The organism is Bradyrhizobium sp. USDA 4501, from assembly GCF_054062115.1.
Genome location: NZ_JBSSEX010000001.1, coordinates 3958015 through 3976990, shown reverse-complemented (window position 1 = coordinate 3976990; position 18976 = coordinate 3958015). Strand labels below are relative to the sequence as shown.

At 64.0% G+C, this 18976-nt stretch carries 22 protein-coding genes; 13 read left to right on the top strand and 9 right to left on the bottom strand.

Translation table 11 applies throughout. The features are described 5' to 3' along the window. Positions 1 to 133: 133 nt before the first annotated feature. Positions 134 to 1459 carry a tRNA uridine-5-carboxymethylaminomethyl(34) synthesis GTPase MnmE gene (gene mnmE, locus ACVWZM_RS18270; RefSeq protein ID WP_456783088.1) on the bottom strand — a complete coding sequence of 442 codons (1326 nt, stop codon included), beginning with the start codon at positions 1457 to 1459 and terminating at the stop codon, positions 134 to 136. On the opposite strand from mnmE, the gene ACVWZM_RS18265 reads away from it, so the two are divergent. Further along, positions 1359 to 1622 (top strand): hypothetical protein, encoded by a 264-nt coding sequence (locus ACVWZM_RS18265; protein ID WP_456785684.1) that lies wholly within the window; start codon positions 1359 to 1361, stop codon positions 1620 to 1622. The two genes, mnmE and ACVWZM_RS18265, sit on opposite strands and share 101 nt — an antisense overlap. A 140-nt stretch (positions 1623 to 1762) precedes the next feature. Here the strand turns inward: ACVWZM_RS18265 and rho are convergent, their stop codons facing one another. Together rho and hemJ are read right to left on the bottom strand one after the other, a co-directional pair. Further along, positions 1763 to 3028 carry a transcription termination factor Rho gene (gene rho / locus ACVWZM_RS18260; RefSeq protein WP_021078151.1) on the bottom strand — a complete coding sequence of 422 codons (1266 nt, stop codon included), beginning with the start codon at positions 3026 to 3028 and terminating at the stop codon, positions 1763 to 1765. Positions 3029 to 3280: 252 nt separating this feature from the next. Next, entirely contained in the window at positions 3281 to 3703 is a 423-nt protein-coding gene (gene hemJ / locus ACVWZM_RS18255) for a protoporphyrinogen oxidase HemJ (protein WP_057020433.1), read from the bottom strand. 473 nt (positions 3704 to 4176) lie between these two features. Here hemJ and ACVWZM_RS18250 point away from each other — a divergent pair, with 473 nt between their 5' ends. From ACVWZM_RS18250 to dnaQ, 4 genes are read left to right on the top strand one after another with little or no spacing between them, the layout of a single operon-like run. Beyond that, on the top strand, positions 4177 to 5013 hold the full coding sequence (locus tag ACVWZM_RS18250; RefSeq protein ID WP_016841463.1) for a pyruvate, water dikinase regulatory protein: 837 nt from the start codon (positions 4177 to 4179) through the stop codon (positions 5011 to 5013). 10 nt (positions 5014 to 5023) lie between these two features. Continuing rightward, on the top strand, positions 5024 to 5632 hold the full coding sequence (locus tag ACVWZM_RS18245) for a Maf family protein (RefSeq protein ID WP_456854114.1): 609 nt from the start codon (positions 5024 to 5026) through the stop codon (positions 5630 to 5632). A gap of 29 nt (positions 5633 to 5661) precedes the next feature. After that, positions 5662 to 6261 carry a dephospho-CoA kinase gene (gene coaE / locus ACVWZM_RS18240; RefSeq protein WP_456854112.1) on the top strand — a complete coding sequence of 200 codons (600 nt, stop codon included), beginning with the start codon at positions 5662 to 5664 and terminating at the stop codon, positions 6259 to 6261. A 30-nt stretch (positions 6262 to 6291) separates the two neighbouring features. Beyond that, on the top strand, positions 6292 to 7017 hold the full coding sequence (gene dnaQ / locus ACVWZM_RS18235; RefSeq protein ID WP_168856141.1) for a DNA polymerase III subunit epsilon: 726 nt from the start codon (positions 6292 to 6294) through the stop codon (positions 7015 to 7017). A 167-nt stretch (positions 7018 to 7184) separates the two neighbouring features. Here dnaQ and secB read toward each other — a convergent pair whose 3' ends face one another. Next, the gene (gene secB, locus ACVWZM_RS18230) at positions 7185 to 7673 is read right to left on the bottom strand and encodes a protein-export chaperone SecB (protein ID WP_057020335.1); all 489 of its coding nucleotides are present in this window, start codon (positions 7671 to 7673) and stop codon (positions 7185 to 7187) included. 411 nt (positions 7674 to 8084) lie between these two features. Between secB and ACVWZM_RS18225 the strand changes: the two genes are divergently transcribed. Genes ACVWZM_RS18225 through ACVWZM_RS18215 form a run of 3 tightly spaced genes read left to right on the top strand, consistent with a single transcriptional unit; the run spans position 8085 to position 10973 of the window. After that, complete coding sequence (locus ACVWZM_RS18225; RefSeq protein WP_057020336.1) at positions 8085 to 8789, top strand: Tim44/TimA family putative adaptor protein; 705 nt, start codon at positions 8085 to 8087, stop codon at positions 8787 to 8789. After that, positions 8767 to 10383: a murein transglycosylase A gene (gene mltA / locus ACVWZM_RS18220; RefSeq protein ID WP_233285960.1), complete on the top strand. Its 1617-nt coding sequence runs from the start codon at positions 8767 to 8769 to the stop codon at positions 10381 to 10383. The genes ACVWZM_RS18225 and mltA overlap by 23 nt, the downstream gene beginning before the upstream one ends. Beyond that, positions 10380 to 10973 carry a Smr/MutS family protein gene (locus ACVWZM_RS18215; protein WP_168856142.1) on the top strand — a complete coding sequence of 198 codons (594 nt, stop codon included), beginning with the start codon at positions 10380 to 10382 and terminating at the stop codon, positions 10971 to 10973. The genes mltA and ACVWZM_RS18215 overlap by 4 nt, the downstream gene beginning before the upstream one ends. Positions 10974 to 10975: 2 nt before the next feature. Here ACVWZM_RS18215 and ACVWZM_RS18210 read toward each other — a convergent pair whose 3' ends face one another. From ACVWZM_RS18210 to hslV, 5 genes are all read right to left on the bottom strand, one after another. Beyond that, the gene (locus ACVWZM_RS18210; RefSeq protein ID WP_456854110.1) at positions 10976 to 12100 is read right to left on the bottom strand and encodes a hypothetical protein; all 1125 of its coding nucleotides are present in this window, start codon (positions 12098 to 12100) and stop codon (positions 10976 to 10978) included. A gap of 160 nt (positions 12101 to 12260) precedes the next feature. Further along, the gene (hslU, locus tag ACVWZM_RS18205) at positions 12261 to 13565 is read right to left on the bottom strand and encodes an ATP-dependent protease ATPase subunit HslU (RefSeq protein WP_057020340.1); all 1305 of its coding nucleotides are present in this window, start codon (positions 13563 to 13565) and stop codon (positions 12261 to 12263) included. A 61-nt stretch (positions 13566 to 13626) separates the two neighbouring features. Beyond that, the gene (locus tag ACVWZM_RS18200) at positions 13627 to 14223 is read right to left on the bottom strand and encodes a DUF2585 domain-containing protein (protein ID WP_456854108.1); all 597 of its coding nucleotides are present in this window, start codon (positions 14221 to 14223) and stop codon (positions 13627 to 13629) included. Then, a complete protein-coding gene (locus tag ACVWZM_RS18195) occupies positions 14220 to 14705 on the bottom strand; it encodes a GNAT family N-acetyltransferase (RefSeq protein WP_057020342.1) in 486 nt (161 codons plus the stop codon). Before ACVWZM_RS18195 ends, ACVWZM_RS18200 begins: the two co-directional genes overlap by 4 nt. A 2-nt stretch (positions 14706 to 14707) precedes the next feature. Beyond that, entirely contained in the window at positions 14708 to 15265 is a 558-nt protein-coding gene (gene hslV, locus ACVWZM_RS18190; protein WP_057020343.1) for an ATP-dependent protease subunit HslV, read from the bottom strand. 245 nt (positions 15266 to 15510) lie between these two features. On the opposite strand from hslV, the gene hisB reads away from it, so the two are divergent. The 5 genes from hisB to hisF all read left to right on the top strand — a co-directional run bounded on the left by hisB (position 15511) and on the right by hisF (position 18879). Then, positions 15511 to 16104, top strand: coding sequence for an imidazoleglycerol-phosphate dehydratase HisB (gene hisB / locus ACVWZM_RS18185; RefSeq protein ID WP_016841476.1), 594 nt, complete (start codon positions 15511 to 15513; stop codon positions 16102 to 16104). A gap of 86 nt (positions 16105 to 16190) precedes the next feature. Beyond that, on the top strand, positions 16191 to 16721 hold the full coding sequence (locus ACVWZM_RS18180) for a DUF2628 domain-containing protein (protein ID WP_076833691.1): 531 nt from the start codon (positions 16191 to 16193) through the stop codon (positions 16719 to 16721). After that, positions 16718 to 17368, top strand: coding sequence for an imidazole glycerol phosphate synthase subunit HisH (hisH, locus tag ACVWZM_RS18175; protein ID WP_028341984.1), 651 nt, complete (start codon positions 16718 to 16720; stop codon positions 17366 to 17368). Before ACVWZM_RS18180 ends, hisH begins: the two co-directional genes overlap by 4 nt. Next, on the top strand, positions 17365 to 18093 hold the full coding sequence (hisA, locus tag ACVWZM_RS18170) for a 1-(5-phosphoribosyl)-5-[(5-phosphoribosylamino)methylideneamino]imidazole-4-carboxamide isomerase (RefSeq protein WP_076833848.1): 729 nt from the start codon (positions 17365 to 17367) through the stop codon (positions 18091 to 18093). The genes hisH and hisA overlap by 4 nt, the downstream gene beginning before the upstream one ends. Before the next feature lie 9 nt (positions 18094 to 18102). Beyond that, entirely contained in the window at positions 18103 to 18879 is a 777-nt protein-coding gene (hisF, locus tag ACVWZM_RS18165; RefSeq protein ID WP_038382736.1) for an imidazole glycerol phosphate synthase subunit HisF, read from the top strand. Positions 18880 to 18976: the final 97 nt, after the last annotated feature.

Below are 18976 nucleotides of genomic sequence, written 5' to 3'. Positions count from 1 at the left end.
TCGCAATGACAGGCGGAACCGTTTCACGTGAAACAGTGCGGCTGTCTGACCGGCAATTGTTTCACGTGAAACAGGCCGAGGGCTCCTTAACCGGATCGAAACCACGTTTCACGTGAAACAAGATGGGCGCCCGCTACTTCCCGACGCAGAACTCGCGGAAGATAACATCAAGGATGTCTTCAACATCCACCCGGCCGAGCAAACGACCGAGTGAGTAGGCAGCTCGGCGCAGTTCCTCCGCCGCCAGCTCTTCCCCCTGCCCGACCACGTCGATGCTGCGCTGAAGGGATTCGACGGTCTCCTGCAATAATCCGCGCTGCCGCGTCCGACTGATCAAGCCGCCTTCGCTGGTTCCAAAATAGTCCTGAGCGAACCCGACCAGCGCGGCGATCAGCTCTGGCAACCCATCACCACGAGCAGCCGAGATCCTGAATTCGGGGTAACTGCCGCCCTCACCCGCCGCGGTCCTGACCAGGTCGATCTTGTTCCGCACCAGCCAGGTCGGCGTCGCTCCGCCATGTCCCGCCTTTGCATCGCCGCTGTCGGCCAGCCACAGCACCAGGTCCGCCTCCGCGGCGCGGGCGCGGGCGCGGCGGACGCCCTCCTGCTCCACCGGGTCGTCGGTCTCGCGAATGCCGGCGGTGTCGATGACCGTCACCGGATAGCCGTCGAGGTCGAGCTGCACCTCGATCACATCGCGGGTTGTTCCGGCATGCGGCGAGACGATCGCGACCTCGCGCTTGGCAAGCTGATTGATCAGGGTCGATTTGCCGACATTCGGCGGACCCGCAATCGCGACCACGAGGCCGTCGCGCAGCCGTTCACCTTGCCCCTGCCCTGCAAGGACTTGCTTGATCTCATCATGCAGCGCGCGAATCCGCTTGAGCGCCGGCGCGATCAGCTCGGCCGGCACATCGCCTTCGTCTGAGAAATCGATGCCGGCCTCGATCAGCGCCGACGCCGCGATGATCCGCTCGCGCCAGTCCCGCGCGCGGTCGCCGAGCAACCCCTTCAGCTGGCGCAGCGCCTGGCGCCTTTGACGGTCGGTGTCGGCGTGGATCAGGTCGTCGAGGCCCTCGGCCTCGGTCAGGTCGAGCTTGCCGTTCTCGAAGGCCCGCCGGGTGAACTCGCCCGGCTCGGCCGGCCGCACATTGTCGAATGCCGCGATCGCATCGAACATCGCCGCCAACACCGCGCGTCCGCCATGGACATGAAATTCGGCGACGTCTTCGCCGGTGGCACTGGCCGGGCCTGGAAACCACAGCACGACCGCGTCATCGATCGGTTGATGGTTCGAATCGCGGAGCAGCGCGCGGGTCGCCAGCCGCGGCACCGGCGTCTTGCCCGCCAGTCCTGCAATGACCGACTCGGCCATTGGGCCAGACAACCTGACGATGGCGATCGCACTCGGCGGCCGCCCCGAGGATAATGCGAAAATAGTCTGGTCGCGCGGATGCATCGCCTATTTCTTCCAGCAAATCGGCAAAGGCAATGCCGCTTCGATTTCGCACGCCTTCCCGCAGAAGAATGTTGCAGCGCAGCATCGTCTGGTTTCACTGCAAACAGCCGCGCAGCAATTTTGCTGCGGGTGTCGTCAGCTAGCTCACAAAGCTACGATATAAATATAAATAAATTCAGATAGTTAAATGAGAAGTTAGTGGGGGGAGCCGCTCCCTTTATGCTGCACTTCGCTGCAGCAAATCCGCAGCATGAAAAAAGGCGCCCCGTTTGTGCGGAGCGCCTGTTCTTTTCGGCCGTGGCCTCAGGTGTTCATGGAATCGAAGAATTCCGAGTTGCTCTTCGTATTGCGGAGCTTGTCGAGCAGGAAGTCGATGGCGTCCATGGTGCCCATCGGATTGAGGATGCGGCGCAGGACGTACATCTTCTTCAGCACCTGCGGATCAGTGATCAGCTCCTCCTTGCGGGTGCCGGAACGGGCAATATCGATCGCCGGGAAGGTCCGCTTGTCCGAAACCTTGCGGTCGAGGATCAGTTCGGAGTTACCGGTGCCCTTGAACTCTTCGAAGATGACTTCGTCCATGCGGCTGCCGGTATCGACCAGCGCGGTCGCGATGATGGTCAGCGAACCGCCCTCCTCGATGTTGCGCGCGGCACCGAAGAAGCGCTTCGGCCGCTGCAGCGCGTTGGCGTCGACACCGCCGGTCAGCACCTTGCCGGATGACGGCACGACGGTGTTGTAGGCGCGGCCGAGGCGCGTGATCGAATCGAGCAGGATCACGACGTCGCGGCCGTGCTCGACGAGGCGCTTGGCCTTCTCGATCACCATCTCGGCGACCTGGACGTGACGTACCGCAGGCTCGTCGAAGGTCGACGACACCACCTCGCCCTTCACCGAGCGCTGCATGTCCGTGACTTCTTCCGGACGCTCGTCGATCAGCAGCACAATCAGATAGCAGTCGGGATGATTGGCGGTGATGGAGTGCGCGATGTTCTGCATCAGCACCGTTTTGCCGGTGCGCGGCGGCGCCACGATCAGCGCGCGCTGGCCCTTGCCGATCGGCGCGACGATATCGATCACGCGGGCGGAAAGGTCCTTCTTGGTGGAATCCTCGAGCTCCATGCGGAAACGCTGATTGGGAAACAGCGGCGTGAGGTTGTCGAAATTGACCTTGTGCTTCGACTTTTCCGGATCTTCGAAATTGAGCGTGTTGACTTTCAGCAGCGCGAAATAGCGTTCGCCTTCCTTCGGGCTGCGAATATGGCCTTCGATCGTGTCGCCGGTGCGCAGGCCGAAACGGCGGATCTGCGACGGCGAAACGTAGATGTCGTCGGGACCGGGCAGGTAGTTCGCGTCGGGCGAACGAAGGAAGCCGAAGCCGTCGGACAGCACCTCGACAACGCCCTCACCGATAATGTCGGTCTCGGCGATCGCGAGCTGCTTGAGAATTGCGAACATCAGCTCCTGCTTGCGCATGGTGCTGGCATTCTCGACCCCATTCTCTTCCGCAAACGAGACGAGCTCGGCCGGCGTTTTCGATTTGAGGTCCTGGAGTTTGATTTCCCGCATTGGGGTCGTCCTGTGAGGAAGTAGGTAGGGAAGGGGTGCGAGGTGGCTCTGGAAAAAGCGGACGCCAAAGGAAGGTCCGCAGGTCTCAGCCAGGAAAGTGCCGTTTGGGCTTTCAAACCTGATGCGGCGCCGGTCCGAAAAGAACCGGAACGCGACCACATCCGCCTGCGTGGGGTGGGATAAATCCTATATAGAAAATCGATTCGTCCTTCGCAAGAAGGACTGAAGCATGCGTCTTGACCATCGTGATGTCTAGAACGGCTTCACCACCACCATGATCACGATCAGGATCATCAGAACCGTCGGCACCTCATTGATAATACGATAGAATTTCTGGGTTCGTTGATTCCGGTCGGCGGCGAAATCCTTCACGCAGCGGGACAAAAAGCCGTGGATACCCGACATGGCGAGCACCAGCGCAAATTTGACGTGAAACCAGCCGGATAGGTACCAGTGTCCGGCCCAGACCAGGAAAAGCCCGGCCAGCCAGGTCACGATCATCGCGGGGTTGATGATCCCCTTCAAAAGCCGCCGCTCCATGATCTTGAAGGTCTCGGACTGCCTGGAGCCGACCTCGGCCTCGCAATGATAGACGAACAGCCGCGGCAGATAGAGCATGCCGGCCATCCACGAGATCACGGCGACGATGTGCAGGGCCTTGACCCAGGCATAGATCGGCAGGGCGTTGATCCAGTCGAACATCGCAGTGATGCCTTTCGGGGAACAGTTCGGGAGGGCTCAGCGCTGCGCGCAAGGCTTCGCCGGCGAGGGACGGATACATATCCGCACACACGGCTCTCCTAAACCTAATTAATTTTAGAATCTAAGGTTTGAGTCTTAATGGCAGTGAATTTGACTCATGCAATCCGGTCCAGCGGTTGCTGCGCGCTTGTTCACATCCCTCAACATTCCGGTCGGCGGCGGCGGATATCCGGAATCTGTCGCAGGACTCAATTGGTTGTGCGCCTCTATGGCCAGCTTATGAAGAGACAAATCCACACTGCTTCACTATCATCTCCGCCATGACGTCGACTTATCCTTTTGCGACGTGCTGTGAAGAAGGGGGCGAGATATACAGGGGCCTGGCCATGGACCCGGATTCTTCTCCTCGACCTCCACAGGGATTCACAGGATAGACAGGGGCTCTGGTGCCGACGACTTCCAATTATTTCCACCTGCATCTGGTGTCGGACTCGACCGGCGAGACGCTGATCACCGTGGCGCGCGCGGTCGCCGCGCAATACGCCAATGTGACCGCGGTCGAGCATGTCTATCCCCTGGTGCGCAGCCAGAAGCAGCTCGATCGCGTGCTCGACGAGATCGAGGAATCGCCCGGCATCGTCCTGTTCACGCTGCTGGAGAAGGATCTGGTCGGCCGGCTCGAGGGCAAGTGCAAGGAGATCAACGTTCCGAGCCTGTCGATCATCGGGCCTGTGATGCAGTTGTTCGAGGCGTATCTGGGTGCCGCGACGACCGGGCGCGTCGGCGCGCAGCACGTGCTGAACGCGGAATATTTCCGCCGCATCGATGCGCTGAACTACACGATGATGCATGACGATGGTCAGCATGTCGAAGGCCTCGAGGAGGCCGATGTCGTGCTGGTCGGGGTATCCCGCACCTCGAAGACACCGACCTCGATCTATCTCGCCAACCGCGGCATCCGAACGGCGAATGTGCCGCTGGTGCCGGGCATCCCGCTGCCGCACCAGCTCGAGACCCTGAAGAAGCCGCTGGTGGTCAGCCTGCATGCGACGCCCGAGCGCCTGATCCAGGTCCGGCAGAACCGCCTGCTCACGATGGGCGACCGCGACAATGACACCTACATCGACAAGCAGTCGGTAGCCGACGAGGTCGCCTTTGCCCGGCGCCTCAGCGCGAAATTCAACTGGGCGCTGCTCGACGTCACACGGCGTTCGATCGAGGAGACCGCGGCCGCGGTGATGAAACTCTTCAACGACCGCCAGCGCGCGCGGCCGTCGGAATGATTCCCACGTCATGAGCATCTGGCGCGGCCCACAGAAGCTGATCCTCGCGTCGCAGAGCCGCGCGCGAAAGATGCTGCTTGAAAATGCCGGCCTCGATTTCGAGGCGCTGCCGGCCGACATCGATGAACGCGCGGTGCAGAAGAATTCCGGCCTTTCGGCCCCGGGCGAGATCGCATCGCTCCTGGCGCGCGAGAAGGCGTTGTTCGTCTCCAGGCAGAGGCCCGGTCAATATGTCGTCGGCGCCGACCAGACGCTGGCGCTGGGGCAGCGCATGTTCAGCAAGCCCGCCGGCCGCGCGCAGGCTGCCGAGCAGCTCGGCCTGCTCGCCGGACGGACCCATGAGCTGCATTCCGCCGTCTCGGTCGCATGCGATGGAAAGGTCCTGTTCAGCGATGTGGGTGTGGCCCGCATGACGATGCGGCGGCTCGCCGCCGACGAGATCGAGAGCTATCTCGACCATGCCGGGGAGGCGGTGATGACCAGCGTCGGCGCCTACCAGCTCGAGGGCCTCGGCGTGCATCTGTTCGAGCGGATCGAAGGTGACCATTTCACCATCCTCGGCCTGCCGCTATTGTCGCTGCTTGCGTTCCTGCGTGCTGAGAAACTGCTTGCGGTGTGAGGCGTGGCGACGGGAGAGATGCTGAACCGATGTTGATAGTTGGACTGACCGGCTCGATCGGGATGGGGAAATCCACCACGGCCAAACTGTTCATGGAGGCCGGCGTGCCGGTCTATGACGCCGATGCGGCCGTGCATCAGCTCTACGAAGGCGAAGCCGCGCCGGAGATCGAGGCCGCCTTTCCCGGCACCACCGCCGGCGGCAAGGTCGATCGCGCGAAACTGTCAGCGCGCGTGGTGCACGATCCTGCTGCGATGAAGCAGCTCGAGCAGATCGTGCATCCGATGCTCGGCGCGTCGCGCCAGAAATTCTTCGCCGATGCGGAAGCCGCAGGTAACCCGATCGTCGTTGTCGACGTGCCGCTATTGTTCGAGACCGGCGGCGAGAAGCGCGTCGATGCCGTGGTTGTCGTCACCACGTCGCCGGAACTGCAGCGCGAGCGGGTGCTGGCCCGCGGCACGATGGATGCGGCCAAGCTCGACGCCATCATCGCCAAGCAGATGCCGGACGCCGAGAAGCGCAAACGCGCGGATTTCATAGTGGATACCTCGCACGGCCTCGATCCGGTGCGGGCGCGTATCCGCGACATTCTGGCCGAGGTTGTTAAGATGCCGAAGCGGCGCGCCTGATTCGCCCGCCTTTTCGGATTCCATCACGTCATGCGCGAAATCGTTCTCGATACCGAAACCACTGGCCTCGATCCGCTGCGCGGCGACCGGCTGGTGGAGATCGGCTGCGTCGAGATTTTCAACCGCATGCCGACGGGACAGACCTACCACGTCTACATCAATCCCGAGCGCGACATGCCGGCGGAAGCGTTCGCCGTGCACGGGCTGTCGACCGAGTTCCTGGCCTCCAAGCCGCTGTTCACTGAAGTGGTCGACGAGTTCCTGGCCTTCATCGGCGATACGCCGCTGGTGATCCACAACGCGTCGTTCGACATCAGCTTCATCAACGCCGAGCTCGACCGCATCAAGCGGAAGGCGATCCCGAAGGACCAGCTGGTCGATACGCTGTTGCTGGCACGGCGCAAGCATCCCGGCGTGTCGAACCGGCTCGACGATCTCTGTTCGCGCTATCAGATCGACAATTCCCGCCGCACCAAGCACGGCGCCTTGCTCGACGCCGAGCTGTTGGCCGAGGTCTATATCGACCTGATCGGCGCGCGGCAGTCGCAGCTGATCCTGGCATCGGAAACGTCGGATGCGCGTGTGGGCGGCCATAGTGGTGACATGCCGCGGCGGCAGCGCGAAACCCCGCTACTCGCGCGGGTCAGTGACGCCGATCGGGAGGCCCACAGGGCCTTCATTGCCACGCTCGGCGACAAGCCGATCTGGAACGATTACCTGCCGCCGCCAGCGCCTGCTGCAGCACCGGCGGCTTGAGCCCCTATTGCGCTCTATCCCCGTCATCCTGAGGCGCGAGCGGAGCGAGCCTCGAAGGATGCGCGGTCGCAGTCGGGCCGTCGATCCTTCGAGACGCCCGCAAGCGCGGGCTCCTCAGGATGACGGATCACACTTCCGCGCGTGTTACATTTTTTCGAGTTTAGAACTCAGCTCGGCTTGACGCCGGGAGCGGCTTGGCCGGCCGCCTGCCGCTCCATGTTCTGGCGGTAGAGACCGAGGAAATCGACGGGGTCGAGCAACAAGGGCGGGAAGCCGCCGTCGCGGACCGCGGTCGCGACGATCTCGCGTGCGAACGGGAACAGCAACCGCGGGCACTCGATCATCACCAGCGGATGCAGGTTCTCCTTCGGCACATTCACGATCCGGAAGACGCCGGCATAGGCGAGGTCGAAGCTGAACATCACCTTGCCTGCGGTCTCGGCCTTGCCCTCGATCGAGAGGATCACCTCGTACTCGTTCTCCGACAGGTTGTTGGCGGAGACGTTGATCTGGATGTTGATCGCCGGCTGCTGTTGCTGCTGGCCGAGCGAGGCCGGCGCATTCGGGTTCTCGAACGACAGGTCCTTGGTGTACTGCGCCAGGACGTTGAGCTGGGGAGCGGGTTGTTCGACGGGGGCGCCGTTGCCATTGGTCATGAAAATGTCTCCTGGAGCAGCGCTCGATGGACAGAATGTCCGACGGCACGCGTTAAGGTGTTGAGAATGCCGATGCCGGGCGAGTGGCTATCATAGGCCCGGCTCGGTCCACAAGGACGACGAAAGGGCGGGCCGGCGGCAAATTCTCCCGGCAAAGGACAGCGCGCGCGAGCCTGCCCGATCTCTTAACAGCTTCCTAAATTATTGAAGATGCGCGATTTCCTGAAAAGGAACGGTTTCCCCCGGGGGTCAAAACGCGCTACACTACCCGTGCCAAAAAGCGCCATTGGCCGGGCATAGTTTCGTGCCTACATCTTCGGACTCTATCGGTGATGTGATCTCTGCTGTTCCCGACCGGGAACGCTTTGACGGCCGGCCCGTTGCCGGCAGAGACCAGAAAGCGAATTCGACGTGGATATTTACACCATCATCTTCCTGGCGCTGGCCGTGTTTATCTTTCTGCGCCTGCGCAGCGTTCTCGGACAGCGCACGGGAAGCGAGCGGCCGCCTTATGATCGCGCCGCGCCCAACGTCGTGCAGCGCGGTCAGGACAACAACGTCGTTCCGATCCCGGGATCGGTAATCGACCAGCCGGCCTCGGCGGCGCCCGCCGAGCCGGTCGAGCCCACGGAACGCTGGAAGGGCATCGCCGAGCCCGGCACGGCGCTGGCGCAGGGTCTCGACGCGGTGGCCGTCCAGGATTCCTCGTTCGATCCGCGGCATTTCCTCTCAGGTGCCCGCTCGGCCTATGAAATGATCGTGCTGGCGTTCGCCAATGGCGATCGCCGCGCGCTGCGCGACCTGCTGTCGACCGAGGTCTATGAAAGCTTCGAGGCCGCGATCAAGGATCGCGAGAAGCACGAGCAGAAGACCGAGACGCGGTTCGTCTCGATCGACAAGGCCGAGATCGTCAGCGCGGAGACGCGCGACCGCTCGACTCAGCTCACCGTCCGCTTCGTGTCGCAGATGATCTCGGTCACGCGCGACAAGGCCGGCACCATCGTCGACGGCAGCCCGGACAAGGTCGCCGACATCACCGATATCTGGACATTCGCCCGCGACTCGACTTCCCGCGATCCGAATTGGAAGCTGGTTGGCACTGGAAGCGCTCACTAAGCATCTCAGCTACGGGCGGCTCGCGGTGGCGTGCTGCGCGCTCGCGGTGCTGTGCTCCACCGCAGCGATTGCCGCGCGCTACAGATCAAGCCGGCACCCTCCGCCGCGACACGAGCATAGCCACCCGATCCCCTATCCCAATCTGGAAATGCCGCTGCAGGTCAGCGGCAGCCAGTACGAGCCGCTCGCCTGGTCCAACGTCGCCGGCTGGAGCGCCGACGATCATCTCGCGGCCTACAAGGCGTTTCGCACCAGCTGCAAGCCGATCGCGGCCCAGCAGGGTGCGCCTGCAGATTCGAAAGCGCTCGGGAGCTCGCTGCGCGATCCCTGCCGGATCGCCAAGGGACTCGCGCTGAGCGACGGCGTCAAGGCGAAGGACTTCTTCGAGCAGAATTTCGTGCCGTTGCGTATCTCGCGGCTCGGCGAGGACGCCGGCTTCGTCACCGGTTACTACGAGCCGGTGCTCGATGGATCGCGGACCCAGACCGACGTCTACAACGTGCCGGTCTATCGCCGTCCGTCCAACCTGTTCGTGCGCGGCAAGACGCAGAATTCGGTCGGGCTGCCCAATGGCGGCGCGGTGTATCGCAAGATCGGCCGCCGCAAGCTCGTGCCCTATTACGACCGCGGCCAGATCGAGGACGGCGCGATCGCCGGCCGCGGGCTCGAGATCTGCTGGCTGAAGAGCCAGACCGATCTCCTGTTCGCGCAGATCCAGGGCTCGGCGCGGATCAAGCTCGAGGACGGCATCACGCTGCGCATCAATTACGACGCGCATAATGGTTATCCCTATACGCCGGTCGGACGCGTCCTGATCGACCGCGGCATCATCCCGAAGGATCAGATGTCGATGCAGAAGATCAGGGAGTGGATGGAGCAGAACCCCGACGGCGCCAAGGACCTGCGCCGGCAAAACCGCTCCTTCGTCTTCTTCCGCGAGGTTCCGCTGTCCGACAAGGACGAGGCCGTCGGCGCGCAGGGCGTGCCGCTGACGCCGGGCCGCTCGATCGCGGTCGACAAGGCGCTGCATGTCTACGGCACGCCGTTCTTCATCGCCGGCGAGCTGCCGATCGAATCCGAGCAGTCGAAGACGCCGTTCCACCGGCTGATGATCGCGCAGGACACTGGCTCTGCGATCGTCGGCCCGGCGCGCGCCGATCTTTATTTCGGCGCCGGCGCGGAAGCTGGAAAGGTCTCGGGCCGCCTGCGGCACAACATGCAGTTCGTCATGCTGGTGCCGAGGGGTCTCGACCCTGTCGCGCGCGGCCACAAGCTGCCTCTCCCGGATGAGCGGCCCTCGGCCAAGATCGCAAAGCTGTTTCCGCAGACCGAGCCGCCGAAGGACAAGCCGGCGGCGAAGGCTGCGGATGTGCCGACCGCCGGCATCGCCAGAAGCGCGGTGAAAGACTCAGGCAATAGCGCCGCCAGGAACCCGGCCGCGAAGGATGTCGCGCCCGCAACGCCGGCAGCAACGACCCCTGTCGCGCAGGCCGCACCTGTGGCAGAACCGGTGCCGCTGCCGGTCGCCCGGCCCGATATTCCGCAACCGGAGAAGCGGCGCTTCCGGCGCTATCGCCATTACCGCGATCAATGAAACGACCCGCGCCGATCCCCGATCTGTCCGCGCCGTCGCGGCGCAAGCGCGCGCTGAGCGAAGAGGAGCGCGCGCTCTGGGAGAGCGTGGCAAAGCAGGTCAAGCCACTGCGCAAGCGGCCGGTCGCCGCGAAGGCCCCCGCCGCCGCCTCTGACCCGGCCACCCATCACGCGATTGCCAAACCCATCCCGGTCAAGCCGGCGACAGCGGTCAAGGCTGCGCCGGCGCAACGCCCGCACGCGCCGCCGCTGGCGCCGATCGGCCGTCGCGAACGTGCAAAGCTCTCGCGCGGCCGGCAGGAGATCGATGCGCGGCTCGATCTGCACGGCATGACCCAGCTGCGCGCGCATCGCGTGCTGTTCACCTTCCTGCAGCGCGCGCACAGCGACGGGCTCACTTTCGTGCTCGTCATCACCGGCAAGGGCAAGGTCGGTGGTCTCGATTCCGAACGCGGCGTGCTGCGCCGCCAGGTCCCGGAATGGCTCAGCCTGCCGGAATTCCGCTCGCTGGTTGTCGGCTTCGAGGAAGCGCATATCGGCCATGGCGGCGAGGGCGCGCTTTACGTGCGTGTCCGGCGCGCGCGAGCCTAAAGCTAAAACGGGCGGACGATCCCGACGCGCGGGATCAGCGTTACGATCCAGCCTGATATCGTCGTCTTGCGGTCGTCCGACGGGATCGCCGGCACGTCCTTCGACGCCGGCAGCATCCTGGTGGCATGCAGCATCAGGAACATGCAGACCGCCCAGTTCGAGATCCAGCGCGAATAGTCGAACACGGTCACGAACATCACGAAATAGCCGGCGCTGATCACAACGAGCGCTCCGAGCACGATCCGGCGATGCAGTTCACTCGCGAGCGCGCCAATCAGTCGCGCGAAATAGCGCCACAGCGGCGTGTGCAGCCAGATCAGCAGCGCAAACACCGGAACGCCCAGGATGTTCGAGGGCATGCGCGCCCAGGTGTCGGCGAACTCCTTCGACAGCGGCTGGTACCAGATGTAGCCGAACTGAAGCAGGTCGGTGCGTGACGGATCGGCCATCCGGCTCTGCAGATGACGGATGAATTCGTCATAGGGCACGTCGACCGTGCCAGCGAATTGCGCGACCAGGAACAGGATGCCGATCCCTGCGAGCGCTGCGATGCCGAAGACGGCGTTCCGCGGCGTCACGTCCTGCACCAGATAAAAGCGCAGCACCACGATCGCCGTGATGGTCGGCACATACATCAAGACGAAGATGTGATGGACCAGGATCAGCAGGATCGAGAACAGCGCGGCAATCAGCACATACGCCACTGAACGCGCCGGGATCAGCAGCAGCACGATCGTCAGCGCACAGCCATAGATGTCGAAATGGCCGAGCGTGTGCATGAAGTTCTTCAGGAAGAACGGCGAGCCCGCGATGAAGACGAACAACTGCCAATGCGCGTCGTTGAAGCCGAATGTGCGGCGGAACAGTTTGATGAACAGCCCCAGCGTCACCAGCCAGATCGCGCCGGCCAGCGCGAACACCAGCCATACGGGCACCTTGTCGGTGAACAGCGACACGATCGCCCCGACCAGCGCGCGCTTGGTGAAGCCGTAATGATAGTCGACCAGCAGATGGATGTAGGGAACGAAGGGCGGCAGCGCGATCTTGTGCAGGAACACGCCGACCAGCACCGCCGCATTGACGGCCAGCATCAGGCGCCAGGGGTTTTGCCACACCCGCAGATTCATCGATCGCCCACTCTTGTCGTCCCGGGCAAGCGAAGCGCGACCCGGGACCCTAACAACCGAAGGCAGTTCTAAGGGGAATGTCGGCCCGAGTCTTGGTCACTTCGAGCTGCGGGGTTGTGGGTCCCGGCTTTCGCAGGGACGACGATCTTAGCGGGGGCGCCTACAAAATAAACCGGCTCAGGTCGGTGTTCTTGGCGAGGTCGCCGACATGCTTGGTGACGTAGTCGGCGTCGACCTGGATGGTCTCACCGTGGCGATCGGGCGCGGTGAAGGAGATCTCGTCGAGCACCCGCTCCATCACGGTCTGTAGCCGCCTTGCGCCGATATTCTCGACCGTGGAATTCACCGCCACGGCGACATCGGCCAGCGCGTCGATGGCATTGTCGGTGATGTCGAGCGTGACGCCTTCGGTCTTCATCAGCGCGACATATTGCTTGATCAGCGACGCCTCCGGCTCGGTCAGGATCCGGCGCATGTCGTCGCGGGTCAGTGCCTGCAGCTCGACGCGGATCGGCAGGCGGCCCTGCAGCTCCGGCAAAAGGTCCGACGGCTTGGCGATATGGAACGCACCCGAGGCGATGAACAGGATGTGGTCGGTCTTGACGGCGCCGTGCTTGGTCGAGACCGTGGTGCCCTCGATCAGCGGCAGCAGGTCGCGCTGCACGCCCTCGCGGGAGACGTCGCCGCCGGCGCGGTTCTCGCGCACGCAGATCTTGTCGATCTCGTCGAGGAACACGATGCCGTTGTTCTCGACCGCGTTGATCGCCTCCTGCACCAGCTGATCGGTGTCGAGCAGCTTGTCGGATTCCTCGTTGACGAGGATTTCGTGCGAGCCCTCCACCGTCAGGCGGCGAGTCTTGCTGCGTCCGCCCATCTTGCCGAAGATGTCGCCGAGCGATATCGCGCCCATCTGGGCGCCGGGCATGCCGGGGATTTCGAACATCGGCATGCCGCTGCCGCCCGACTGCGTCTCGATCTCGATTTCCTTGTCGTTGAGCTCGCCGGCGCGCAGCTTCTTGCGGAACGACTCGCGCGTCGCCGGGCTCGATCCCGGGCCGACCAGCGCGTCCAGCACGCGTTCCTCGGCGGCAAGCTGGGCGCGGGCCTGAACGTCCTTGCGCTTGCGCTCGCGGGTCTGTGCGATCGCGACCTCGACGAGGTCGCGGACGATCTGCTCGACGTCGCGGCCGACATAGCCGACCTCGGTGAACTTGGTGGCCTCGACCTTGAGGAACGGCGCGCCGGCGAGCTTGGCCAGCCGCCGCGCGATCTCGGTCTTGCCGACGCCGGTCGGCCCGATCATCAGGATGTTCTTGGGCAGAACCTCCTCGCGCAGGGAACCGGCGAGCTGCAGCCGCCGCCAGCGGTTGCGCAGCGCGATCGAGACGGCGCGCTTGGCGTCGGTCTGGCCGACGATGAAGCGGTCGAGTTCAGAAACGATTTCACGGGGAGAGAAGTGAGTCATTGGCTCTAGCTAGGTTGGAATCGCGGTCTCGGCAAGCGGCAGTCCTCCAAGGCATCGTCCCCTAAAGAATCGGCGGCCCGGCCTGCCACTGCCTGATCGCCTCGAACGGGTGGATCAGCATGATGATGTTCAGTGTCAGATTGTCGCGAATGTGAAGCAGCAGCACGGTTTCGAACAACACGCCGAGCGCGACGGTCGCCGCGATCGGCAGCTTGCGCGCCAGCAGGAAGCCGACAACCATCGCAAGGGTGTCGGACACCGAATTGACGATGGTGTCGCCGTAATAGTCCAGCGAGATCGTGCCGGCGCGGTAGCGCTCGATGATCCAGTTGGAGTTTTCGACGAGCTCCCAGCTGCCTTCGATCAGCATCGCGACAATCAGCCGCCCGGGCCAGGCGAGGCGCGGCAACAGGAGGAAGGTCAGACCGTAGAACAGCAGGCCATGCAGCACATGCGACAGCGTGTACCAATCGGCGACGTGCTGCGAGTTCTCCGAGCTCTGAACCGAGCCATGCCAGAGCTTGACGTCGCCGCAGGCACAGATCGGAAGACGGCCCATCGCATAAAGCAGCGCCGCCTGCAGCACGAGCAGCGCTGCCGCGATCGCCAGCCAATGCCACGCTGAAACGCCGGTGATGGGCTTGTGCGCGATCGTCATGCGTCGCGCGCCATCAGCAGCGCCGGCCCGTCCGGCGTATCGACCATACCCACCTTCTGAAAACCCGCCTTCTCATAGGCGCGGATCGCGCGCGCATTGGCCGGATCGGGATCGGTGACGATGCGTGGCGCGCCCTGCGCCAGCCGGTCATCGACAAAGGCGCGGATCAGCGCCGAGCCGTGGCCACCTGCCATCATGTCGGGCTCGCCGATGAAGAGGTCGACCCCGCGCGTGCCCTCAGGCTGGACCCCGAAGCCGGAATTCCACGCCGTCAGGTCGTAGCACTGGATGTAGCCCAAATCGGACGCATCGGTTGCGACGATGAACTGGTCCATGGCCGGCTCATCGAGGTCGCCGCTGACCAGCGCATATTGCTCGGCCGGATCGCCCCACCATTCCCGGACATGCGGCAACGCCAGCCACTGCTTGACCAGCGGCAGGTCGGCCGGCGTCATCGGGCGGAAATGATAGGGGCTGGCCATGCTCAGCCGCCGATCGTCTCGATCGTCACGTTCCGGTTGGTGTAGACGCAGATATCAGCGGCGATATCCAGGGCGCGGCGGACGATGGTCTCGGCGTCCTTGTCGGTATCGACCAGCGCGCGGGCCGCGGCGAGGGCGTAATTGCCGCCGGAACCGATCGCCATGACCCCGGATTCGGGCTCCAGCACGTCGCCGGTGCCGGTCAGCACCAGGGAAACGTCTTTGTCGGCCACGATCATCATGGCCTCCAGCCGGCGCAGGTAGCGGTCGGTCCGCCAGTCCTTGGCGAGCTCGACGGCCGCCCGGGTGAGCTGCCCCGGATATTGCTCCAGTTTGCTTTCCAGTCGCTCGAACAGGGTGAAGGCGTCGGCGGTGGCGCCGGCAAAGCCGCCGATCACGTCGCCCTTGCCGATCCGGCGGACCTTCTTGGCATTGGCCTTGATCACGGTCTGGCCGATCGAGACCTGCCCGTCGCCGCCAATCACCACCTTGCCGCCCTTGCGGACCGTGCAGATCGTGGTGCCATGCCAGACCGGCAGCTCATTTGGGGATGCTTGCATAGGTTACCTCTCTTCCGGGCAGATTTAGGCGGTCGGGCAGGGGGTTACAATCGGGACGAAATCGGCGTGTTTTCAGGCGAAGTGGGCACCGGTTCGCGTGAGGAAAGCGCGGCAGAACCAGATCGACAACGATTTCCGGTCACCATGGCCGGAAGTTGGGGCGTTTCGAGGTCATCCCGCAGTAGCGAAGGTGACATCAGCCTGTTAAAAGACCGGCGTTTTCGGCACGGGAAAGCTCAATTTTCATGCGCACCGCAACCATCAAGCGCAAGACCAAGGAGACCGACATCGAGGTGACGGTCAACCTCGACGGAGCAGGCGTATCCACGGTTTCGACCGGGATCGGCTTCTTCGACCATATGCTCGACCTCCTGGCCCGGCATTCGCGCATCGACATCACGGTGAAGGCGGATGGCGATCTCCATGTCGATTACCACCACACCACCGAAGACGTCGGGATCGCGCTCGGGCAGGCCGTGAAGCAGGCGCTCGGCAACATGGCCGGCATCACCCGCTATGCCTCGATCCACATGCCGATGGACGAGACGCTCTCGCGCGTCGTGATCGACATTTCCGGCCGCCCGGTGCTGGTGTTCAAGGCCGAATTCCCGCGCGACAAGATCGGTGAGTTCGACACCGAGCTGGTGCGCGAGTGGTTCAACGCCTTCGCGATGAACGCCGGCGTGACTCTGCACGTCGAGACCCTATATGGCGAGAACAGCCATCATATCGCCGAATCCTGTTTCAAGGGTCTGGCGAGGGCGCTGCGGACGGCAATTGCGATCGATCCGCGTGCCCAGGGCGAAGTGCCCTCGACCAAGGGTCAGCTCGGCGGCTGATCTCTGGAGCATGATCCGGGAGAGTGGATGCCGGTTTTCCGAAAGATCGTGCTTTAACTAAGAGTCCATCCTCGGCGGAGCGTTCGATGCCGGTCTATACAGTGCATGCCCCCGTGGCCAACGGCGCCGATCTCGCGGCGACCGACAAGTTCGTCTTCGTGCGAGACGGCTTCCATTTCTGGGCCGCGGTTGCGGGCGTGATCTGGTTGGCCTGGCATCGGCTCTGGCTGGCGCTGATCGGCTGGTTCGTTCTTACTTTCGTGATCGATTACGCGCTGGCCAAGCTTGGCGTCGGCCGTAGCGCGATCTTCTTCGTCGACCTGGTGCTGATGGTGTTGCTCGGCCTCGAGGCCGCGACCCTGCAGCGCTGGACGCTGTCGCGGCGCAGGTGGCGCCAGATCGACATCGTCGTGGGCGACGATGCGGAGGCCGCCGAGCGCCGCTTCTTCGCGCGCTGGACCGCGCGGCATCGCGGCGCCGTCCACGATCAGCGCTCGGTCGATCGCGGCGCGCCGCCGCCGACCCGCGACGTTCCGGGTCAGTCGTTCTCAAAACCCCCGTCGATGCCGCAAGGCGGCATCATCGGATTGTTTCCAGAGCCAGGAGGAACGCGATGACCGTTGCAATCATCGATTACGGCTCCGGCAATCTGCATTCGGCGGCCAAGGCCTTTGAGCGCGCCGCGCGCAGCATGGAGGATCCGCAAGCCATCAAGGTGACGCGCGATCCCGATGCGGTGTATCGCGCCGATCGCATCGTGCTGCCCGGCGTCGGCGCGTTCGCCGATTGCCGCCGCGGCGTCGACGCGGTCGACGGCATGCTGGAGGCGCTGACCGAGGCGGTGCGGGTCAAGGCCCGGCCGTTCTTCGGTATCTGCGTCGGCATGCAGCTGATGGCGACGCGCGGCAAGGAGCACGTGATCACCGAGGGCTTCAACTGGATCGGCGGCGATGTCGAGAAGATCGAGCCGCGCGACGAGAGCCTGAAGGTCCCGCATATGGGCTGGAATACGCTCGACATGGTGCGCGAGCATCCGGTGCTGGAGCGGCTGCCGCTCGGGCCGAAAGGACGTCACGCCTATTTCGTGCACTCCTATCACCTCAACGCCGCCAATGAGGCGGACGTGCTCGCGCGCGCCGACTATGGCGGGCCGGTGACCGCGATCGTCGGCAAGGACACCGCGATCGGCACCCAGTTTCACCCCGAGAAGAGCCAGCGCTTCGGCCTCGCTTTGATCGCCAATTTCTTGAAGTGGAAGCCGTGATTCTCTTTCCAGCGATTGATCTGAAGAACGGCCAGTGCGTGCGCCTGGAGCAGGGCGACATGGCGCGCGCCACCGTGTTCAATCTCGATCCGGCGGCGCAGGCGGCGAGCTTCGCCGCGCAGGGCTTCGAATATCTCCACGTCGTCGATCTCGACGGTGCCTTCGCCGGCAAGCCGATGAATGCGCATGCGGTGGAGGCGATGCTGAAGGCCGTCACCATGCCGGTGCAGCTCGGCGGCGGCATCCGCGACCTCAAGACCATCGAGGCCTGGCTCGACAAGGGCATCACGCGCGTCATCATCGGCACCGCCGCGGTGCGCGATCCTGAGCTCGTGAAGGGCGCGGCGAACACATTCCCCGGCCGCGTCGCGGTCGGTCTCGATGCGCGCGACGGCAAGGTGGCGGTCGAAGGCTGGGCCGAGACCTCGCACGTGACCGCGCTCGAGATCGCACAGCGCTTCGAGGATGCCGGCGTCGCCGCGATCATCTTCACCGACATCGCCCGCGACGGTCTGCTCAAGGGCCTCAATCTCGACGCCACCATCGCGCTCGCCGACCGCATCTCGATTCCAGTGATTGCCTCCGGCGGCTTTGCCTCGATCGACGACGTCAAGGCGCTGCTGGAGCCGCGTGCGAAGAAGCTGGCCGGCGCGATCGTCGGCCGTGCGCTCTATGACGGACGGCTCGATCCGGCCGCCGCCCTTCAGCTGATCCGCGGCGCGTAGGAGGAGGTCATGTTCAAGGTTCGCGTGATCCCCTGCCTCGACGTCAAGGACGGGCGCGTGGTCAAGGGCGTCAACTTCGTCGATCTGCGCGACGCCGGCGACCCGGTCGAAGCCGCGATCGCCTATGACGCCGCCGGTGCCGACGAGCTCACCTTCCTCGACATCACCGCCACCCATGAAAACCGCGGCATCATGCTCGATGTGGTGCGGCGGACGGCGGAAGCCTGCTTCATGCCGCTGACCGTGGGCGGCGGCGTCCGCACCGTCGACGACATCAAGACCCTGCTGCGCTCCGGCGCCGACAAGGTCTCGATCAATTCAGCGGCCGTCAGCCGGCGCGAATTCGTCAAGGAAGCGGCCGAGAAATACGGCGAGCAATGCATCGTGGTCGCGATCGACGCCAAGCGGGTCAAGCGCGCCGGCGGCTCGGACCGCTGGGAGATCTTCACCCATGGTGGACGGAATGCCACCGGGATCGACGCCATCGAGTACGCCCAGGAGGTCGTCTCGCTCGGCGCCGGCGAAATCCTGCTGACCTCGATGGACCGGGACGGCACCAGGCAGGGCTTTGACCTGCCGCTGACCCGGGCGATCGCGGACAGTGTCCCCGTACCGGTCATCGCGTCCGGTGGTGTCGGCAATCTCGACCACCTGGTCGACGGCGTCCGCGAGGGTCACGCCACCGGCGTGCTGGCCGCGTCGATCTTCCACTTCGGGGAATTCACCATCCGCCAGGCCAAGGATCACATGGTGCGCGCCGGCCTGCCGATGCGGCTCGATCCCTAGCGTGAGCGTGGTCAGGAAAAGTGGAAACCGGTTTTCCGTGAAGACCACGCTCAAACAGGGAGAGCTGGGACTCCTTGTCACAAAAATGCTAAGTCCC